The sequence below is a fragment of the Serratia ureilytica genome (assembly GCF_013375155.1).
In the GTDB taxonomy this organism is placed as follows: domain Bacteria; phylum Pseudomonadota; class Gammaproteobacteria; order Enterobacterales; family Enterobacteriaceae; genus Serratia; species Serratia ureilytica.
Map to the genome: position 1 here is coordinate 253,281 of NZ_JABXOF010000004.1, position 15,558 is coordinate 268,838.

22 protein-coding genes are annotated in these 15,558 nt (G+C 59.8%); all 22 read left to right on the top strand.

Translation table 11 applies throughout. The annotated features are described in order from the left end of the window. Positions 1-50: 50 nt before the first annotated feature. On the top strand, positions 51-539 hold the full coding sequence (locus HWW83_RS10030; protein ID WP_015379119.1) for a head completion/stabilization protein: 489 nt from the start codon (positions 51-53) through the stop codon (positions 537-539). After that, complete coding sequence (locus tag HWW83_RS10035) at positions 539-742, top strand: tail protein X (protein WP_015379118.1); 204 nt, start codon at positions 539-541, stop codon at positions 740-742. The genes HWW83_RS10030 and HWW83_RS10035 overlap by 1 nt, the downstream gene beginning before the upstream one ends. 2 nt (positions 743-744) lie before the next feature. Beyond that, entirely contained in the window at positions 745-954 is a 210-nt protein-coding gene (locus HWW83_RS10040; RefSeq protein ID WP_015379117.1) for an HP1 family phage holin, read from the top strand. Next, positions 938-1,450, top strand: coding sequence for a lysozyme (locus HWW83_RS10045; RefSeq protein WP_015379116.1), 513 nt, complete (start codon positions 938-940; stop codon positions 1,448-1,450). Before HWW83_RS10040 ends, HWW83_RS10045 begins: the two co-directional genes overlap by 17 nt. Further along, positions 1,447-1,875 (top strand): Rz-like lysis system protein LysB, encoded by a 429-nt coding sequence (gene lysB / locus HWW83_RS25715; protein WP_176589262.1) that lies wholly within the window; start codon positions 1,447-1,449, stop codon positions 1,873-1,875. Before HWW83_RS10045 ends, lysB begins: the two co-directional genes overlap by 4 nt. Further along, complete coding sequence (lysC, locus tag HWW83_RS25605; RefSeq protein ID WP_255326656.1) at positions 1,769-1,999, top strand: Rz1-like lysis system protein LysC; 231 nt, start codon at positions 1,769-1,771, stop codon at positions 1,997-1,999. The genes lysB and lysC overlap by 107 nt, the downstream gene beginning before the upstream one ends. Further along, a complete protein-coding gene (locus HWW83_RS10055) occupies positions 1,971-2,447 on the top strand; it encodes a phage tail protein (protein WP_060457485.1) in 477 nt (158 codons plus the stop codon). The genes lysC and HWW83_RS10055 overlap by 29 nt, the downstream gene beginning before the upstream one ends. Further along, a complete protein-coding gene (locus HWW83_RS10060) occupies positions 2,434-2,880 on the top strand; it encodes a phage virion morphogenesis protein (protein WP_015379113.1) in 447 nt (148 codons plus the stop codon). Before HWW83_RS10055 ends, HWW83_RS10060 begins: the two co-directional genes overlap by 14 nt. A gap of 72 nt (positions 2,881-2,952) precedes the next feature. Continuing rightward, the gene (locus HWW83_RS10065) at positions 2,953-3,582 is read left to right on the top strand and encodes a phage baseplate assembly protein V (protein WP_160125291.1); all 630 of its coding nucleotides are present in this window, start codon (positions 2,953-2,955) and stop codon (positions 3,580-3,582) included. Between the two features lie 10 nt (positions 3,583-3,592). Then, on the top strand, positions 3,593-3,733 hold the full coding sequence (locus HWW83_RS10070; RefSeq protein WP_176589263.1) for a hypothetical protein: 141 nt from the start codon (positions 3,593-3,595) through the stop codon (positions 3,731-3,733). Then, positions 3,730-4,080 (top strand): GPW/gp25 family protein, encoded by a 351-nt coding sequence (locus HWW83_RS10075; RefSeq protein ID WP_033639346.1) that lies wholly within the window; start codon positions 3,730-3,732, stop codon positions 4,078-4,080. The genes HWW83_RS10070 and HWW83_RS10075 overlap by 4 nt, the downstream gene beginning before the upstream one ends. Positions 4,081-4,084: 4 nt before the next feature. Continuing rightward, positions 4,085-4,993 carry a baseplate assembly protein gene (locus tag HWW83_RS10080; protein WP_015379110.1) on the top strand — a complete coding sequence of 303 codons (909 nt, stop codon included), beginning with the start codon at positions 4,085-4,087 and terminating at the stop codon, positions 4,991-4,993. Next, complete coding sequence (locus HWW83_RS10085; protein ID WP_176589264.1) at positions 4,986-5,519, top strand: phage tail protein I; 534 nt, start codon at positions 4,986-4,988, stop codon at positions 5,517-5,519. The genes HWW83_RS10080 and HWW83_RS10085 overlap by 8 nt, the downstream gene beginning before the upstream one ends. A gap of 9 nt (positions 5,520-5,528) precedes the next feature. Further along, positions 5,529-8,045 carry a phage tail protein gene (locus HWW83_RS10090; RefSeq protein ID WP_176589265.1) on the top strand — a complete coding sequence of 839 codons (2,517 nt, stop codon included), beginning with the start codon at positions 5,529-5,531 and terminating at the stop codon, positions 8,043-8,045. A 1-nt stretch (position 8,046) separates the two neighbouring features. Further along, positions 8,047-8,568, top strand: a complete 522-nt coding sequence (locus HWW83_RS10095; protein WP_176589266.1) for a tail fiber assembly protein — start codon at positions 8,047-8,049, stop codon at positions 8,566-8,568. 276 nt (positions 8,569-8,844) lie between these two features. Beyond that, positions 8,845-10,014, top strand: coding sequence for a phage tail sheath protein (locus HWW83_RS10100; protein WP_176589267.1), 1,170 nt, complete (start codon positions 8,845-8,847; stop codon positions 10,012-10,014). Between the two features lie 15 nt (positions 10,015-10,029). Further along, positions 10,030-10,539, top strand: coding sequence for a phage major tail tube protein (locus tag HWW83_RS10105; protein WP_023447563.1), 510 nt, complete (start codon positions 10,030-10,032; stop codon positions 10,537-10,539). Between the two features lie 54 nt (positions 10,540-10,593). Then, positions 10,594-10,875, top strand: a complete 282-nt coding sequence (locus HWW83_RS10110) for a phage tail assembly protein (RefSeq protein WP_060418393.1) — start codon at positions 10,594-10,596, stop codon at positions 10,873-10,875. Positions 10,876-10,907: 32 nt separating this feature from the next. After that, the gene (locus HWW83_RS10115; RefSeq protein ID WP_026142543.1) at positions 10,908-11,030 is read left to right on the top strand and encodes a GpE family phage tail protein; all 123 of its coding nucleotides are present in this window, start codon (positions 10,908-10,910) and stop codon (positions 11,028-11,030) included. After that, positions 11,023-13,872, top strand: coding sequence for a phage tail tape measure protein (locus HWW83_RS10120; RefSeq protein WP_176589268.1), 2,850 nt, complete (start codon positions 11,023-11,025; stop codon positions 13,870-13,872). Before HWW83_RS10115 ends, HWW83_RS10120 begins: the two co-directional genes overlap by 8 nt. Next, on the top strand, positions 13,872-14,357 hold the full coding sequence (locus HWW83_RS10125) for a phage tail protein (protein WP_015379102.1): 486 nt from the start codon (positions 13,872-13,874) through the stop codon (positions 14,355-14,357). The genes HWW83_RS10120 and HWW83_RS10125 overlap by 1 nt, the downstream gene beginning before the upstream one ends. After that, positions 14,354-15,502 carry a phage late control D family protein gene (locus tag HWW83_RS10130; protein ID WP_176589269.1) on the top strand — a complete coding sequence of 383 codons (1,149 nt, stop codon included), beginning with the start codon at positions 14,354-14,356 and terminating at the stop codon, positions 15,500-15,502. Before HWW83_RS10125 ends, HWW83_RS10130 begins: the two co-directional genes overlap by 4 nt. The last annotated feature ends 56 nt before the right edge of the window (positions 15,503-15,558 follow it).

Here is a 15,558-nt window from a genome sequence, read left to right on the forward strand (position 1 = left end):
TTCACCTCGTTAACGCCGTCGTCCACCGCCCCCTAACTTTCTGAGGTCATATGAGCACCGTTGTGATCCAACGGCCACGCCCGGACGCGCCAGCACCGCGCCCGGAGGATGAGCCGATCGTTAAAAACGTCTTTTTCTGGCCGGACATTGACCCGGCGGACGTGCGCGACGTGATGCGCATTGAAGGCACAATCACCGCCCCGCGCCTGCGGCTGGCAATTAAAAGCGCGATCGCGGAGGTGAACGCCGAATTGTTCATTTTCCGCCGCGACCAGATGGCCGACGGCTATCAGCGGCTTGAGGATGTGCCGGGCGAACAGCTCGACGGCGAAAGCGTGCGGGTGAGCGAATACCGCAACGCGGTCAGCGCAATGACCATGGCGACGCTCTCGGAGCAATACCGCAGTTTCGACACCACCGCCACCGGCGGCCGCAAGGCTGATGTGGTTGAAGCCTCGATCGGTGAGTTGTGGCGCAACGCCCGCAACGCGATCAGTAACGTGGCCGAGCGTAGCCACTGCATCATCGGACTGCTCTGATGAGAGTCTACGCTCTGCAGGGCGACACCGTTGACGCGATTTGCTGGCGCTACTACGGGCGCACGCAGGGCGTGGTTGAGCAGGTTTATTCGCTAAATGAAGGGCTGGCCGCTGCTGGGGCAATATTGCCCCACGGCCACCCGGTAGAGCTGCCGGACGTGACCGCCGCGCCGCAGCGTGAAACCGTCAATTTATGGGATTAGCAATGGAGAAAATTACGTCGTGGGTGGCCTATACCGTAGCGGCCTTTCTCGCTTGGATTGGCCGATACAGTCCGCAGGACATCGCCTTTATGGTCGGCGCCGCCGTTGGCGTTGGGACGTTCCTCGTTAACTGGTACTACCGCCGCAAAAGCTACCAGCTGTTGAACAAGCTAGGCGTTAGCCGGAGGGTTTACGATGAACTCAATCGCTAAACGCTGCAGCGTGGCCGCCGTGCTGGCGCTGGCGGTGCTGCTGCCGCAATTCAGCGCACTGCAGATCTCTGAGGCCGGGTTGCGACTGCTGGCCGATTTCGAGGGCTGTCGTTTATCCCCTTACCAGTGTCAGGCGGGCGTCTGGACAAGCGGCATCGGCCACACGGCCGGGGTAAAGCCCGGCGCGGTTATCAGCGAGCGCCAAGCTGCCGTTAACCTCGTCGCCGACGTGTATCGCGTGGAGCGCGGCATAGGCCGCTGTATGCCTGTCACGATGCCGCCGCCGGTTTATGACGCGGTGGTGTCCTTTGCCTTTAACGTCGGCGTCACGGCCGCTTGCGGCTCTACGCTGGCCGGTTTCATCAAGCGGCAGGACTGGCGCAACGCGTGCCAGCAGTTGCCGCGCTGGGTGTTCGTCAACGGCGTCAAATCGCCGGGGCTGGAACGGCGCCGGGCGGCGGAGCTGGCCCACTGCCTGATCGGGGCCGCGCCATGAGCCGCGCGATCGGCTGGTTTCTGGTGCTGGCGCTGGTCGTCGCCGGTTGGATGAAATGGCAGGTTGTCACGTTGGGGGAACGGCTGGAAAGCGCCCGGCAGGAGAACGGCCGGATTGCGGCGGCGCTGACCGATACCCGCGCGGCGATCGACACGCTGCAGGCGGCGGCAGGTGTGCTGGCGCAGGAAGAGGAAAAGTTAAGGGGCGACCTAAACGCCGCGCACCGGCTGGCACTGACGCGCGAGCAGAAAATACAGAGGCTACTCAATGAAAATCAGCAATTACGCGATTGGTTTAACACTGCTTTGCCTGCTGACGTTGCCCGGCTGCACCAGCGCCCCGGCTTCACCGGCGTCGCGGATTATCTACGTTGGCTGTCCGAAAGTGAGTCCGTGCCAAATCCCGGCCAGCCGCCCGGCGACTAACGGCGATCTGAGCGCCGATATTCGCCAGCTTGAAAACGCCTTGGCGGCCTGCGCGGTGCAGGTCGAAACGATAAAACACTGTCAGGAACAACACGATGTTAAAACCGCAACAGCTCCGCGCTGAGCTGACACGCTGCCTGCCGTGGCTACAGCGCAACCCTGAAAACCTGCAAGTTCGGGTAGAGCGCGGCAATGTGGCCGCCACGCTTGCCGTCTCGCTGTCCCATGAGTACCGCTATACGCTGAACCTGCTGTTTTTGGACTATACCGGCGATCTGGATTTAATCATGGTGCCGGTTCAGGCATGGCTACGGGAAAACCAGCCGGACATCATGGCAACGGAGGAAAAGCGCCGCACCGGGATCACCTTTGCGAGCGACTTTAACAACAACGGCTCTTACGATTTCAGCGTGTCGCTGCAGCTGACCGAACGTGTTTTGGTGAAAGAGCAAGGCGATGGCGCGTTGCATGTTGAGCACCTGCCGGAGCCGCCGTTACCGGAGGACGTGACGCGGCCGATGCAGCTCTTTGTTCACGGCGAATTAGTGAGTGAATGGCATGAGCGAGCTTAACCCCTTTGACACCCGGCTGGCCGGGCTGATTGCCAAGCTGTCGCCGCAGTCGCGTAAGTCGCTGGCCGTTGCCGTGTCAAAGCGACTGCGCGCCGGTCAACAGCAACACATCAAACGCCAGCAGGCGCCGGACGGTACACCTTACGCGCCGCGCAAAACGCGGCTTCGCAGCAAAAAGCGCCTGCGCGATCGGGCGATGTTCTCCAAGCTGCGCACGGCCCGCTATCTGAAAGCCCAGGGCAACAGCGATGCGGCCGTGGTTGAGTTTGTCGGGCGTGTGAAACGCATGGTAAACGTTCACCATTACGGCCTGCGCGATCGGCCGACGCCGCACAGCGAGGCGGTAAAATATGAGGCCCGTCCGTTACTGGGATTTGGCCCGGATGACGTCAAAATCATAGAAACGGCCGTGATAGAACACCTCACAGAATAACCCCCTGTTGTGCCTCCGATCTTCCAACCTCATCGCGTTGTCGCCGCCCGCGCCGGGCGGCATCCTTCCAGCATGAACAATCAACACGACATTTTGCGCCTGCTGCGCAACCTGATCCGCATCGGCACTGTGAGCACCGTTGACCTTGATAACGGCCTGTGCCGCGTCGAAACCGGCGGCAATCTTACCGACTGGCTCAACTGGCTAACCTGTCGCGCCGGGCGTACTCGCAGCTGGTCGGCGCCCTCGGTCGGTGAGCAGGTGCTGATCTTTGCGCTGGGTGGCGAACTCGATACCGCGTTTGTACTGTGCGGCATTTTCTCTGACGACTTCCCGGCCCCGTCTGCGTCGGCGGATGCGCTGCATATCGCGTTTCCGGATGGCGCGGTCATCGAGTATGAACCGGAAACCGGCGCGCTGAGCGTGTCCGGCATTAAAACCGCTGACGTGCAGGCGTCGGAGTCCATCACCGCCAGCACCAAAGTGGTGATCGTTAAGGCTGACAAAATCACGCTCGATGCGCCGGAGGTGGTCTGCACCAACAAGCTCACCACCGGCACGCTGGACGTGCAAAAAGGCGGGGCGATGCGCGGGAACATTGAGCATAGCGGCGGCTCGTTCTCGTCGAATGGCGTCGTTGTTGATACGCACACCCACGGCGGCGTCCAGACCGGCGGCGGGAGAACCGATGAACCCTCATGAGGACACCTGTATGAAAACCCTATCAGTAATTTTGGCCGCTCTTGTTTCTCGATTGGGTGCTGCGATTGCCTTATCGGGTGCTGTCATGCTGGCTCTTAAAGGAGTGTCCGGCTGGGGCTGGTTCCTGTTTATCGGGCTGCTGCTGTCATGAACAGCGCCAAATATATCGGCATGAACCGAGGCACCGGCCGCACGCTGACGGACATCGAGCATATTCGCCAGTCCGTGGCGGACATCCTGATCACGCCGCAGGGTTCGCGCCCGATGCGCCGGGCTTATGGCTCGTTGCTCTCTGAGCTGCTCGACCAGCCGCAGAACGACGCGCTGCGCCTGCAGATTATGGCCGCCTGCTACAGCGCGATTTTGGCGTGGGAGCCGCGCGTCAAGCTGACCGGCATCGCTTTTAATACCACCTATGACGGCAAGATGGTGATCGACATCACCGGCACCCGCACCGATGCCCCCGGCGCGCTGTCGCTGTCTGTTCCTGTGAGCTGAAACCATGGCAACGATTGACCTTTCACAGCTGCCCGCGCCGATCGTCGTTGAGGTGCTGGATTATGAAGACATTTTGGCAGAGCGAAAGGCTACGCTGATTTCGCTTTACCCGGAGGAACAGCGGGAGGCCGTCGCGCGCACGCTGGCGCTGGAGTCGGAGCCGATCGTTAAGTTGCTGCAGGAGAACGCCTACCGCGAGGTGATTTTACGCCAGCGCGTCAATGATGCCGCCAAAGCGGTGATGCTGGCATATTCCACCGGCGAAGACCTCGACCAGCTCGGCGAAAACTTCAACACGCCGCGACTGGTGATCGTCCCGGCGGATGAGAGCACCATTCCGCCGACACCGGCAATCATGGAAGCGGATGAAGATTACCGCCTGCGCCTGCAGGATGCTTTCGAAGGCATGAGCACAGCGGGATCGGCCGGTTCCTATCGTTTTCACGCCCGCTCGGCCGATGGCCGGGTGGCTGATGTGACAGCAATCAGCCCATCACCGGCTAACGTGACCGTCACCGTGTTGTCACGGGACGGCGACGGCACCGCCAGCCCTGAATTGTTGCAGGTTGTCCGCGATGCGCTGAATGATGAGGATGTGCGCCCGGTCGCCGATCGTGTCATCGTGCAAGCGGCCAAAATAACCCGCTATGGCATTGATGCCACGCTGTTTCTCTATCCCGGCCCGGAGGTTGCGCCGATCCTCACGGAGGCGAAACAACGTTTGCAAAATTATGTGCTGACCATGCGCCGCTTAGGCCGCAGTATCCGGCGCTCCGGCATCATCGCAGCGCTGACCGTAGAAGGTGTTGAACGTGTTGAGGTTGCTCAACCGACCACCGACATCGTGCTGGATAAAACGCAGGCGGGTTACTGCACCGGCGTGAAAATCACACCGGGGCGCGCCGATGACTAACCGCTTATTGCCTGTCGGCTCATCACCGCTGGAGGTTGCGGCCGCTGCCGCGTGTGCCGAGCTGGAGCGCGTGCCGGTTCCCCTGCGTGATTTGTGGAACCCGAAAACCTGCCCGGTGCATCTGCTGCCCTATCTGGCGTGGGCGTTCTCTGTCGATCGCTGGGATGAGGCGTGGCCGGAGGACGTGAAGCGGGGCGTGGTTTCGGCTGCGTTCTACATTCACCGGCACAAGGGCACCATCGGCGCCGTGCGCCGCGTGGTGGAGCCGCTCGGCTACCTGATCAACGTTATCGAATGGTTCCACACCGACGGCGCAGATCCGCCCGGCACGTTCCGGCTGGATATTGGCGTACTTGAAACCGGCATCACCGAGGAAATGTATCAGGAAATGGAGCGCCTTATCGCCGACGCCAAGCCCCTGAGCCGCCACCTGATCGGCCTCAACATTTTGCAGGACATCCCCGGCCGGATTTACACCGGCGCGGCCACTATTGATGGCGATGTCATTACCGTTTACCCCGGATAAGAGAAAATCATGAACAAATACAAAGCGATTATTACCACCGCCGGGGCGGCCAAGATTGCCGCCGCCAGCGCGGGCGGCACGCAGTTGAAAATCGTCTCTATGGCCGTCGGCGACGGAAACGGCACGCTGCCGACACCTAACCCGGCACAAACAACGCTCGTCAATGAGAAATACCGTGCGGCGCTCAACGGGCTGGCTATTGATAAGGCAGTGAAAAATCACATTCTGGCCGAAATGATTATTCCGGCGAACGAGGGCGGGTGGTGGCTGCGTGAAATGGGCCTCTATGACGAGGCCGGGACGCTGATTGCCGTCAGCAATATGGCGGAGAGCTACAAGCCGAAACTGGCAGAAGGCTCCGGGCGCACGCAGACGCTGCGCATGATTTTGATTGTCAGCAGTTCCGAAGCGATTCAGGTGATCGCCGGTGATGACACCGTGCTGGCGACAAAAGATTTTGTGGCTGAGGCGATCGCCGCGCATGAGAAAACCCGCAATCACCCGGATGCCAGCACCATAGCGAAAGGGTTGGTACAGTTGAGCAGCGCGACAACCAGCACCGACGAAACGAAAGCCAGCACGCCGAAGGCGCTTAAAACGGTCAGCGATGCGAGCTTGAAAAAGGACGCTAATCTGTCCGACCTGCCGAATAAAGCCGCCGCGCGTGGCAATCTGGCGTTAGGTACGGCCGCGACGAAAAACGTCGGGCTGGAAGGTGGGCAACTGATGGAGGTCGGTGCTTTTGGATTGGGAAGCGGCTCACGTCACCGGGAAGATGCGTATTGCAATCAGGGGGAAATCTATCGGGTTAATGGCTCATCAAAGAATGCACCGGGCGGCGATGTTTATGGTGTGCTGAGTTTGCCCTGCGACGGTGGCCCGTCGGGCGCGTATATGGCGGTACAAAACAACGGAAACGCATTCTTTGGCCGTTCAAATATCGCAGAAAACGGTGTGACTTGGTTTCAGGCTTACACCACCAAATTTAAGCCGACAGCGGCAGACGTCGGGGCATGGAGCAAAACAGAAGCCGATGGCCGTTTTCTGATGCTTTCCGGCGGCACAGTAAAAAAACTGGCGATTAAGCCCGGCAACGAGGAAACAGAGGGAAACACACTCAATATTGAGGGAAATCAGCATACGCCCTTAGTGATGAGTCGTCTTTCTGCTCAGGGAAATTTATCTATCGGCTTCCAAGTCGCGGGAAAGGCGTTAATGCGCCTTGGTTTTGGGGCTGATGGCGAGTTGCATTGGGGGACTGAAGCTAATCAGGCGTCGAACCCGCGCATTTATACGACGGCTAAGCCGCCTACCGCGCAAGAAACAGGCGCGCTGACCGATGCGCAGGCTATGCAGAAATATGCGCTCCGATCCATCAAGGTGAACGGCAAACCGTTGAGCGGGGATGTCAATCTGTTGGCCGGTGATGTCAACGCATGGAACAAAACCGAAGCGGATGGCCGCTATGTAAAACAGACCGGCGACACGATGAAAGGGGCGTTAACTCTGCCGCGTATCGTATTCCCGAACGAAAATACCGCCAATGCTGACGATGACTTAAATCGCGAAAATGGCTTTACCGTTGAGTCATTGGTTGCCACAACAAATAAGGGCTATCCCGTGCCGGGCGGCATGGGGGTGTTGTTTACCGGGAAAGTGAACGAGTTCCGCAATGTGCAATTTGCGGTAGGCTCCGGCGATATGGCGTTTTATTTGCGCTCGATGCGAAAAGACAGCGCGGCTTCGCTCCGCTGGGCGCGAGTTTATACGACGGACTACAAACCCACTGCGGCAGACGTCGGCGCGCTGACCGACGCGCAGGCCGCGCAGAAATACGCGCTGCGCTCTATCAAGGTGAACGGTAAGCCGCTGTCCGCCGATGTCAATTTGTTGGCCGCTGACGTTAACGCCTGGAATAAAACCGAAGCAGATGGCCGCTATCTGGCGAAGACTGGCGGGCAGTTAACCGGGACGCTAAAGACCAGCGCGGAGATCCAATCTACCCACATTGATAATTATCGCATGGTCGGCGGCGGGTTCGGTTCCTTCTGGCGCAATGACGGCAACCGGCTTTACCTGCTGCTTACAAAAGAAAACGACCAGTACGGCACATTCAACAACCTGCGTCCGTTTTCTGTTGATGTCAGAACCGGTGCCGCCGCCTTTGAGTCAGGTATTCATATCGGCGGTAACTGGCCTGCGATCACCACATCCAGCGGGACAACGTGGCATCCGGACGGCAACGTTCAGGGCAGCTGCTGGGGCGGCTACCTCAGCAACTGGCTTAATAAAAATATCTCGGCTGCGCAGAACAATGCGCAGAACTGGGCCTATCAGAATTTGGTTCAGGGTGTGCGCATGGCCGGGCGCACGGTTATCGCGGATACAGGCGGGCGCATCGATTTACCGTCGGGCTGTGTTTATACGGGTATGTCCGGCTCAAACTACAACCCCTCAATCTGGGGCGCTTATTCAGCGGTTCAGGTGCTGATTAACGGCACATGGGCAACAATTGGAACGGTGTAAAATGCAACACATTAAGAATTTGAAGCGGTACACGCCGGAAGAATTATTCCTCGGCGAGAACGTGGTTTATCTTCAGGATGATAACGGTATTGACTGGTACGCCGCGCAAAAATTGTTTTCGCCGGACACCGTAAAACTGGCTTATGACGAAAGCGGCATTATCTGCGCGATTAACAGCGATGTGTCGATGCTGTGGCCGATTGGCTTATCGGTTATTGAGCTGAACCCAACGAAACTACCAAAGCGCTGTCTGGCTAATGGTGAGTGGGTGTTTGACGGTAAGAAGGTGAGCCCGCGCGCCTATTCCGCAGAAGAAATGATGGCGAGGACTGAAGCCAGAAAAAATGAATTGCTGGCGATAGCGGGCGCGGCTGTTGCGCCGCTTCAGGATGCTGTTGATTTGGATATGGCGACCGAGGCAGAAAAAGCGCTGTTGGCGGACTGGAAAAAATACCGCGTGACGCTGAATCGCCTTGATATGTCAGCCCCGGAAATTGACTGGCCGGTGGCGCCCGGCGCCTAAGAAAAAAGCCCGCAGCGATGCGGGCTTTTGTATTTGCGGTATTCCCTGATGTTGCCGCATCTACCTTTCGACATTACCCCGCCCGGCTAAAATCCGTCCAATTGATTGCATAGATCAATACAGCGTTATTGATCGGCGCGAGCGATCGTTATTCCCTCCAAAATCCCCCAATCCGGCCCGGCCTGTTGTCTGGTCGGCCTTCCAGCACCCACCGCGTGCGGCCCGGCGCGCCGGGCGTCATCATGCCTGCACCTACTCACCACCCGGAGCAAATTAATGGGCGATTATCATCACGGCGTGCGCGTCGTCGAAATCAACGACGGCACCCGCGTTATTTCTACCGTATCGACGGCAATCGTCGGCATGGTCTGCACGGCGGAGGATGCTGACGCGTCGGTTTTCCCGCTCGATACCCCGGTACTGATCACCGACGTGCTGGCCGCATCCGGCAAGGCCGGTAAAAAAGGCACGCTGGCGGCGTCGCTGCGGGCGATCGCCGAACAGGCGAAGCCGGTCACGGTGGTTGTTCGCGTTGCCACCGGCAAAGACGCGGCGGAAACCACCTCCAACATCATCGGCGGCGCGAACGCTGAAGGCCGTTACACCGGCATGAAAGCGCTGTTATCTGCACAGGCTGAGCTGGGCGTTAAGCCGCGCATCCTCGGCGTGCCGGGGCTGGATAATCAGGAGGTCGCGACGGCGCTCGCCGGGATTTGTCAGCAGTTGCGCGCGTTCGGCTATATCAGCGCCCACGGCTGCAAAACCGTGCAGGAGGCGATTAAGTACCGCGACAATTTCAGCCAGCGTGAGCTGATGCTGATCTGGCCGGATTTTGTCAGCTGGAACACCACCGCCAACCAGAGCGACATCGCCTACGCCACCGCCCGCGCGCTGGGCCTGCGTGCCAAAATCGACACGGAAACCGGCTGGCATAAGACGCTTTCGAACATCGGCGTTAACGGCGTGACCGGTATCACCGCCAGCGTGTTCTGGGATTTGCAGGCGCCCGGCACCGATGCCGACCTGTTAAACCAAGCGTGCGTCACCACGTTGATCCGCAAAGACGGCTTTAAATTCTGGGGTTCCCGCACCTGTTCCGATGATCCGTTGTTCATGTTCGAGAACTACACCCGCACCGCGCAGGTGCTGGCCGACACCATGGCCGAGGCGCACTTATGGGCCGTTGACCGCCCGGTAACGCCTACGCTGGTGCGCGACATGATTGACGGCATCAACGCGAAATTCCGCGAGCTGAAATCCGCAGGGCTGATTATCGACGGCACTTGTTGGTACGACGAAAGCGCCAACACCAAGGAAACCCTGAAGGCGGGCAAGCTGTTTATCGATTACGACTACACGCCGGTGCCGCCGCTGGAGGATTTAACCCTGCGCCAGCGTATCACCGATCGCTATCTGGCGACGTTTGCGGCATCCGTGAACCGCTAAAGGAGACGTTAGAACATGGCACTGCCGAAAAAACTGAAATACCTGAACCTGTTCAACGACGGCTACAGCTATATGGGCGTCGTGTCCTCGCTGACGCTGCCGAAGCTCACCCGCAAGCTGGAGAAATACCGGGGCGGCGGCATGAACGGCGCGGCCTCCATCGATATGGGGCTGGACGATGACGCGCTGGCCGTTGAGTGGTCGATGGGCGGCATTGATGAGCTGGTGCTGAAACAGTGGGGCGCCGTCGATGCTGTGCCGCTGCGCTTTGCCGGTTCCTTCCAGCGTGACGACACCGGCGAGGTGTCCGCTGTGGAAGTGGTGATGCGTGGCCGCCACAAAGAAATTGACTTTGGCGAGTACAAGCAGGGCGAGGATACCGAAACCAAGGTTTCCACCGAGTGTACTTACTTCAAGCTGACCGTGGACGGCAAAGAGCTGATCGAAGTCGATACCGTGAACATGGTCGAAAAGGTCAACGGCGTTGACCGGCTGGCCGAGCATCGCAAGGCGATCGGCCTGTAATTTTTGTGCCAGCCCGCCGGGCTGGCCCTTTTCCCCCTGATTTGAGAGAACACCATGAAAGACGCAAAAGAAAATACCGTTACCCTCGACACCCCGATCCAGCGCGGTGAAACCACCATCACCGAGGTGCAGGTGATTAAACCTAACGCGGGCGCGCTGCGCGGCGTCGGGCTGGCGGCGATCGCCAACGCCGATGTTGACGCGCTGCTGGTTGTGCTGCCGCGTGTGACCGTGCCGAACCTGACCAAAGAAGAATGCGCGCGCCTTGAGCTGCCGGATTTGGTGGCGCTGGCCGGGAAAGTGGTCGGTTTTTTGTCGCCGAACTCGGCAGCGTAATCCCCGACGCCCGGCTGGGCGTTGATGACCTGATGGCGGACATCGCGGTGATCTTCCACTGGCCGCCGTCTGAAATGGCCGGAATGACGCTCACGGAGCTGTTGAACTGGCGCCACAAGGCACTGCAACGCAGCGGAGTTAATCACGATGAGTAAAAGCCTGCAGCTTCAGGTCTTGCTGAAGGCCGTAGACCAAGCCACCCGCCCGCTAAAGAGTATCCAACAGGCAAGCAAACAGCTCGCCAGTGACATCAAAACCACGCAGCAAACCCTCAAGGCACTGGACGCGCAAAGCGCCCGGATTGAGGGGTTTCGCAAGGCGCAGGGGCAGCTTGCCGTTACCGGCAAGGCACTGAAGAAAGCCAAGGAAGAGGCGGCCGCGCTGGCCGTCCAGTTCAAGGCGACGGAAAAACCCACGGCGCAGCAAGCGCGCTTGCTTGAGGCGTCGAAGCGCGCCGCCGCCGAGCTGCAGACGAAATACAACGGTCTGCGCCAGTCGGTGCAGCGCCAGCGTGACGCGCTCAACGCTGACGGCATCGCTACCCGGAACCTGAGCGCCGAACAGCGCCGGTTGAAGGCCAGCGCCAGCGAAGCCACGACAGCGCTGGGCCGCCAGCGCGGCGAGTTGGAGCGCCTGAGCAAGAAACAAGAGCAGGTTAACCGCGTCGGCGCGCGTTACCGTGCCGGGCAATCGGCAACCGCGGCTGTCCGTAATACCAGCGCGGCCGGGCTGGGTATCGCTACCGCCGGGCTGGTCGCTGAAGGGGCGTTTATTGCGCCGGGGGTGCAGTTCGACAGGCAGATGTCAGACACGCAAGCCACGTTAGGGCTGGCGAAGAATGACCAGCAACTGGCCGCCATTCGCCAGCAGGCGCGGGATATTGGCGCAACCACTGCGTTTTCGCCGACGGACGTCGCCCGCACGCAATCCGTATTGGCAAAATCCGGCTTTAACGGCGATGCCATTCTGAAATCGACCGAATCAACGGTCAATCTGGCGCTGGCCTCCGATCTGGACATCGCCGACGCGGCCGACATCATCACCAACATGCAATCGGCGTTTAACATGCCGATAGACGAGATCCAGCGCGTCGCGGATGTGATGACCAAAGGTTTCACCAGCTCGAACAGCAACCTGATGGATTTTGGCGAGGCGATGAAGTACGTCGCGCCGATCGCCGAGGCGGCCGGGGCCAGTATCGAGGACACCACCGCCTTGCTGGGCGTGTTGGCAGATAACGGCATCAAGGGGTCTATGGCCGGTACGGCGGCCAGTGCGATGTTTACGCGGTTACAGGCGCCCGTCGGGCAGGCGGCTGATGCGTTGTCAGAATTGGGCGTAAAAACAAAGGACGGCAAGGGGAACATGCTGCCGATCGCGAACATCCTCAAGAAAATTAACGGCTCGTTTAAAACCAACAAGCTCGGCACCGCGCAGCAGGCCGAATACCTGAAAGTCATTTTCGGCGAAGAGGCGATGAAAGGCGCTATCAAGCTGATTGATGCCGCCGGTAACGGCAAGCTGAGCGAAAAACACAGCACCGTCACCCAGTCAAAAGGGGCTACGGCTCAGATTGCCCGAGTGAAAGTAGACAACCTCGACGGCGACCTGAAAAACCTGTTTTCGGCGTGGGAAGATGTTCGCATTGAGGTGTTCGACGGCCAGAATTCAGCGCTGCGCAAGCTCACGGTTTCCGCCACCGAATGGCTCACCAAGGCGGGGGCATGGGTGAAGGCCAATCCTGAGCTGGTCGGCACGCTGGTGAAAGTCACGGCGGGCGTTACGGCCCTGATCGGTGGCCTCGCTGCGCTGGGCCTTATTGCATGGCCGGTGATGGCCGGGGTCAATATGTTGATCGCCGGGGCCGGGCTGCTGGGAACGGTCTTTACCACCGTTGGTGCCGGGATTGCGGCCGCATTCAGTGTGATCACCCTGCCGGTGGTCGCGGCGGCGGCGGTGATTGCCGGTGTGGCGTTGACTATCCGTAAATATTGGGAGCCTATCAGCGCCTTTTTAACGGGTATCGGCGAAGGCTTCAGCGCCGCTTTCGCGCCGATGCGCGCCGCGCTTGTCCCGCTGGCTGGCGCATTTACGCCGCTGCTGAACATGGTGCGCAACGTCTGGCAGTGGTTCGGCAAGCTGATCGAACCGGTGAAATCTTCACAGGCCGAACTCCAGACCGCCGCGCGCTATGGGCGCATGTTCGGTGAATGGATCGCGGCCGGATTGAGCCTGCCGCTGCAGCTGTTGGGCGGATTGCCCGGCCTGCTGACCGGCATCTGGGGCGTTGCGAGCGGGATTGCAGAGCGTGCCGCCGCCGTCTGGGACACCATTGGCGAGCGTGTTAACGCGGCATGGCTGGCGCTGAGCGCCGCCACGGTTCAGGCATGGGATCGGCTGACCGGCTGGCTTAATGGCAAATGGGAGGGGCTGGTAAACGGCGCTAAAGCGCTGCCGGGGCAGTTCAAAGAAGCCGGGATGAACATGATTAACGGGGTCATTGACGGCATTAGCGAGCGCTGGCAGGCACTGAAAGACAAGTTTTCCGGTCTCACGGATATGTTGCCGGACTGGATGAAGTTTGGCGACGATGAGGCGGAGGTTAACCCGGCGATTTCATACAATCGTCCGGCGCCTGAGCTGATGCCGGGGCCGGGCTATGCGGGGGCATTCGACAAGGGCGGCATTATCCCGCGCGGCCAGTTCGGCATCGTCGGCGAGCGAGGCCCGGAGATTGTCAACGGCCCGGCGAACGTCACCGGGCGCAGGAAAACGGCGGCGCTGTCGGCGGCGATGTTATCGCTGTCAACGCCGGTGATGGCGTCGGCCCCGGCTGCCGCACCCGCTACGGCGCCAGCCCCGATCACGATTCAGGTGTACGGCGCCCCCGGCCAAGACGCGGCATCTATTGCGCGCGAAGTCTCGCGCCAGCTTGAGGCCGAACGACGCAAACACGCGGCCGCCGCGCGTAGCCGCATGACTTACGGAGATTCATGATGATGTTAACGCTGGGGCTGTTTGTTTTTATGCTGCAGACGCTGCCTTATCAATCCATGAGCCGCAACGCGGAATATCGCTGGCCGAGCAACGCCCGCGTTGGCCTGCGCCCGGCGGCGCAATTTCTGGGGATGGATGAGGAAAAAATCACGCTGTCCGGGGTGCTGCTGCCGGAGATCACCGGCGGCCGCTGGTCACTGCTGACGCTGCAACTGATGGCCGAGCAGGGCCGGGCGTGGCCGCTGATTGAAGGCACCGGCACGATTTACGGCATGTTTGTGATCGAGTCGATTTCTGAAACGCATTCCGAGTTTTTCGCCGACGGCAGCCCGCGTCGTACAGAGTTCACGCTCAACCTGAAGCGGGTCGATGAGTCCCTGTCTGCGATGTTTGGCGATCTGCGCCAGCAGGCCGGGGAACTGTACGATAAAGCCGGAGAGATGGCCGGGAAGGCCGCCGGTGCTATGGGAGGGTTGTTATCATGATCACCGGCGTAAGCCTGCCAGCCGGGGCGCGAGTTGCCCCGGATTTCTCGCTGTTGCTGCAGGATAACGACATCACGCAGAACATCCGCAAGCGGCTGATTTCTCTGTCGCTTACGGATAACCGGGGCTTTGAGGCCGACCAGCTCGACATCGAGCTGGACGACAGCGACGGACTGATGGCGATGCCTCAGCGCAATGCGGTGCTGTCGCTGGCGCTCGGCTGGCAAGGCTCGCCATTGACGCCAAAAGGCCAGTTTACGGTCGATGAGGTCGAACACCGGGGCGCGCCGGACACGTTGACTATTCGCGCGCGTAGTGCGGATTTTCGCGGCTCGCTGAACACCCGGCGCGATGAGTCCTACCACGACACCACCCTGGGCGACATCGTGCAGCAGGTGGCTGCGCGTAATAAGCTGAAAGCCTCGCTGGCCGCCGGTCTGGGCACCATCAAAATCAGCCATATTGACCAGACGCAGGAGACGGATGCGGCATTTATTACCCGACTTGCAACGCTCAACGGCGCGGTGGCGGCGGTGAAAAATGGCGCTCTGCTGTTGTTGCGACCGGGGAACGGCGCCACGGTAGGCGGGAAGCCATTGCCGGTGTATACAATCACCCGGCAGGATGGCGATCAGCACAGTTTCAGCATTGCCGATCGGGATGCCTACACCGGCGTTACGGCGAGCTGGCTCAACACAAAACAGCCGAAACCGAAGAAAGTGAAGCTGCAGCGCAAGCCAAAAGAGCAGCATTTGCGCGCGCTGCAACACCCGAAGGCGAAACCGGGCAGCAGTAAAAAACCGGGGAAACCGGCGGAGGCAGCGAAAGGCGATTATCTGGTGGGGGCTGACGATAACGTGTTTGCGATCACCAAAATTTACGCCACCAAGGCCGCCGCAATGCGCGCCGCACAGGCCAAGTGGGAAAAGCTTCAGCGCGGTGTGGCTGAATTCTCACTGTCGCTGGCGATGGGCCGGGCTAACATCACCCCGGAAACGCCGGTACGCGTCAGCGGGTTTAAAGCGGCGATCGATGCGCAAGACTGGATAGTGAGCAAAGTTACGCACAATTTGAGTAACGGCGGTTTTACGACGGCGCTGGAGTTTGAGGTTTTGCTGTCGGATGTGAATTATGATGTCACATAAAGTGAATTGTAAATTCACTTAAAGTTTATTCTGTTTCGAGTCCTGAGAGGTATTAT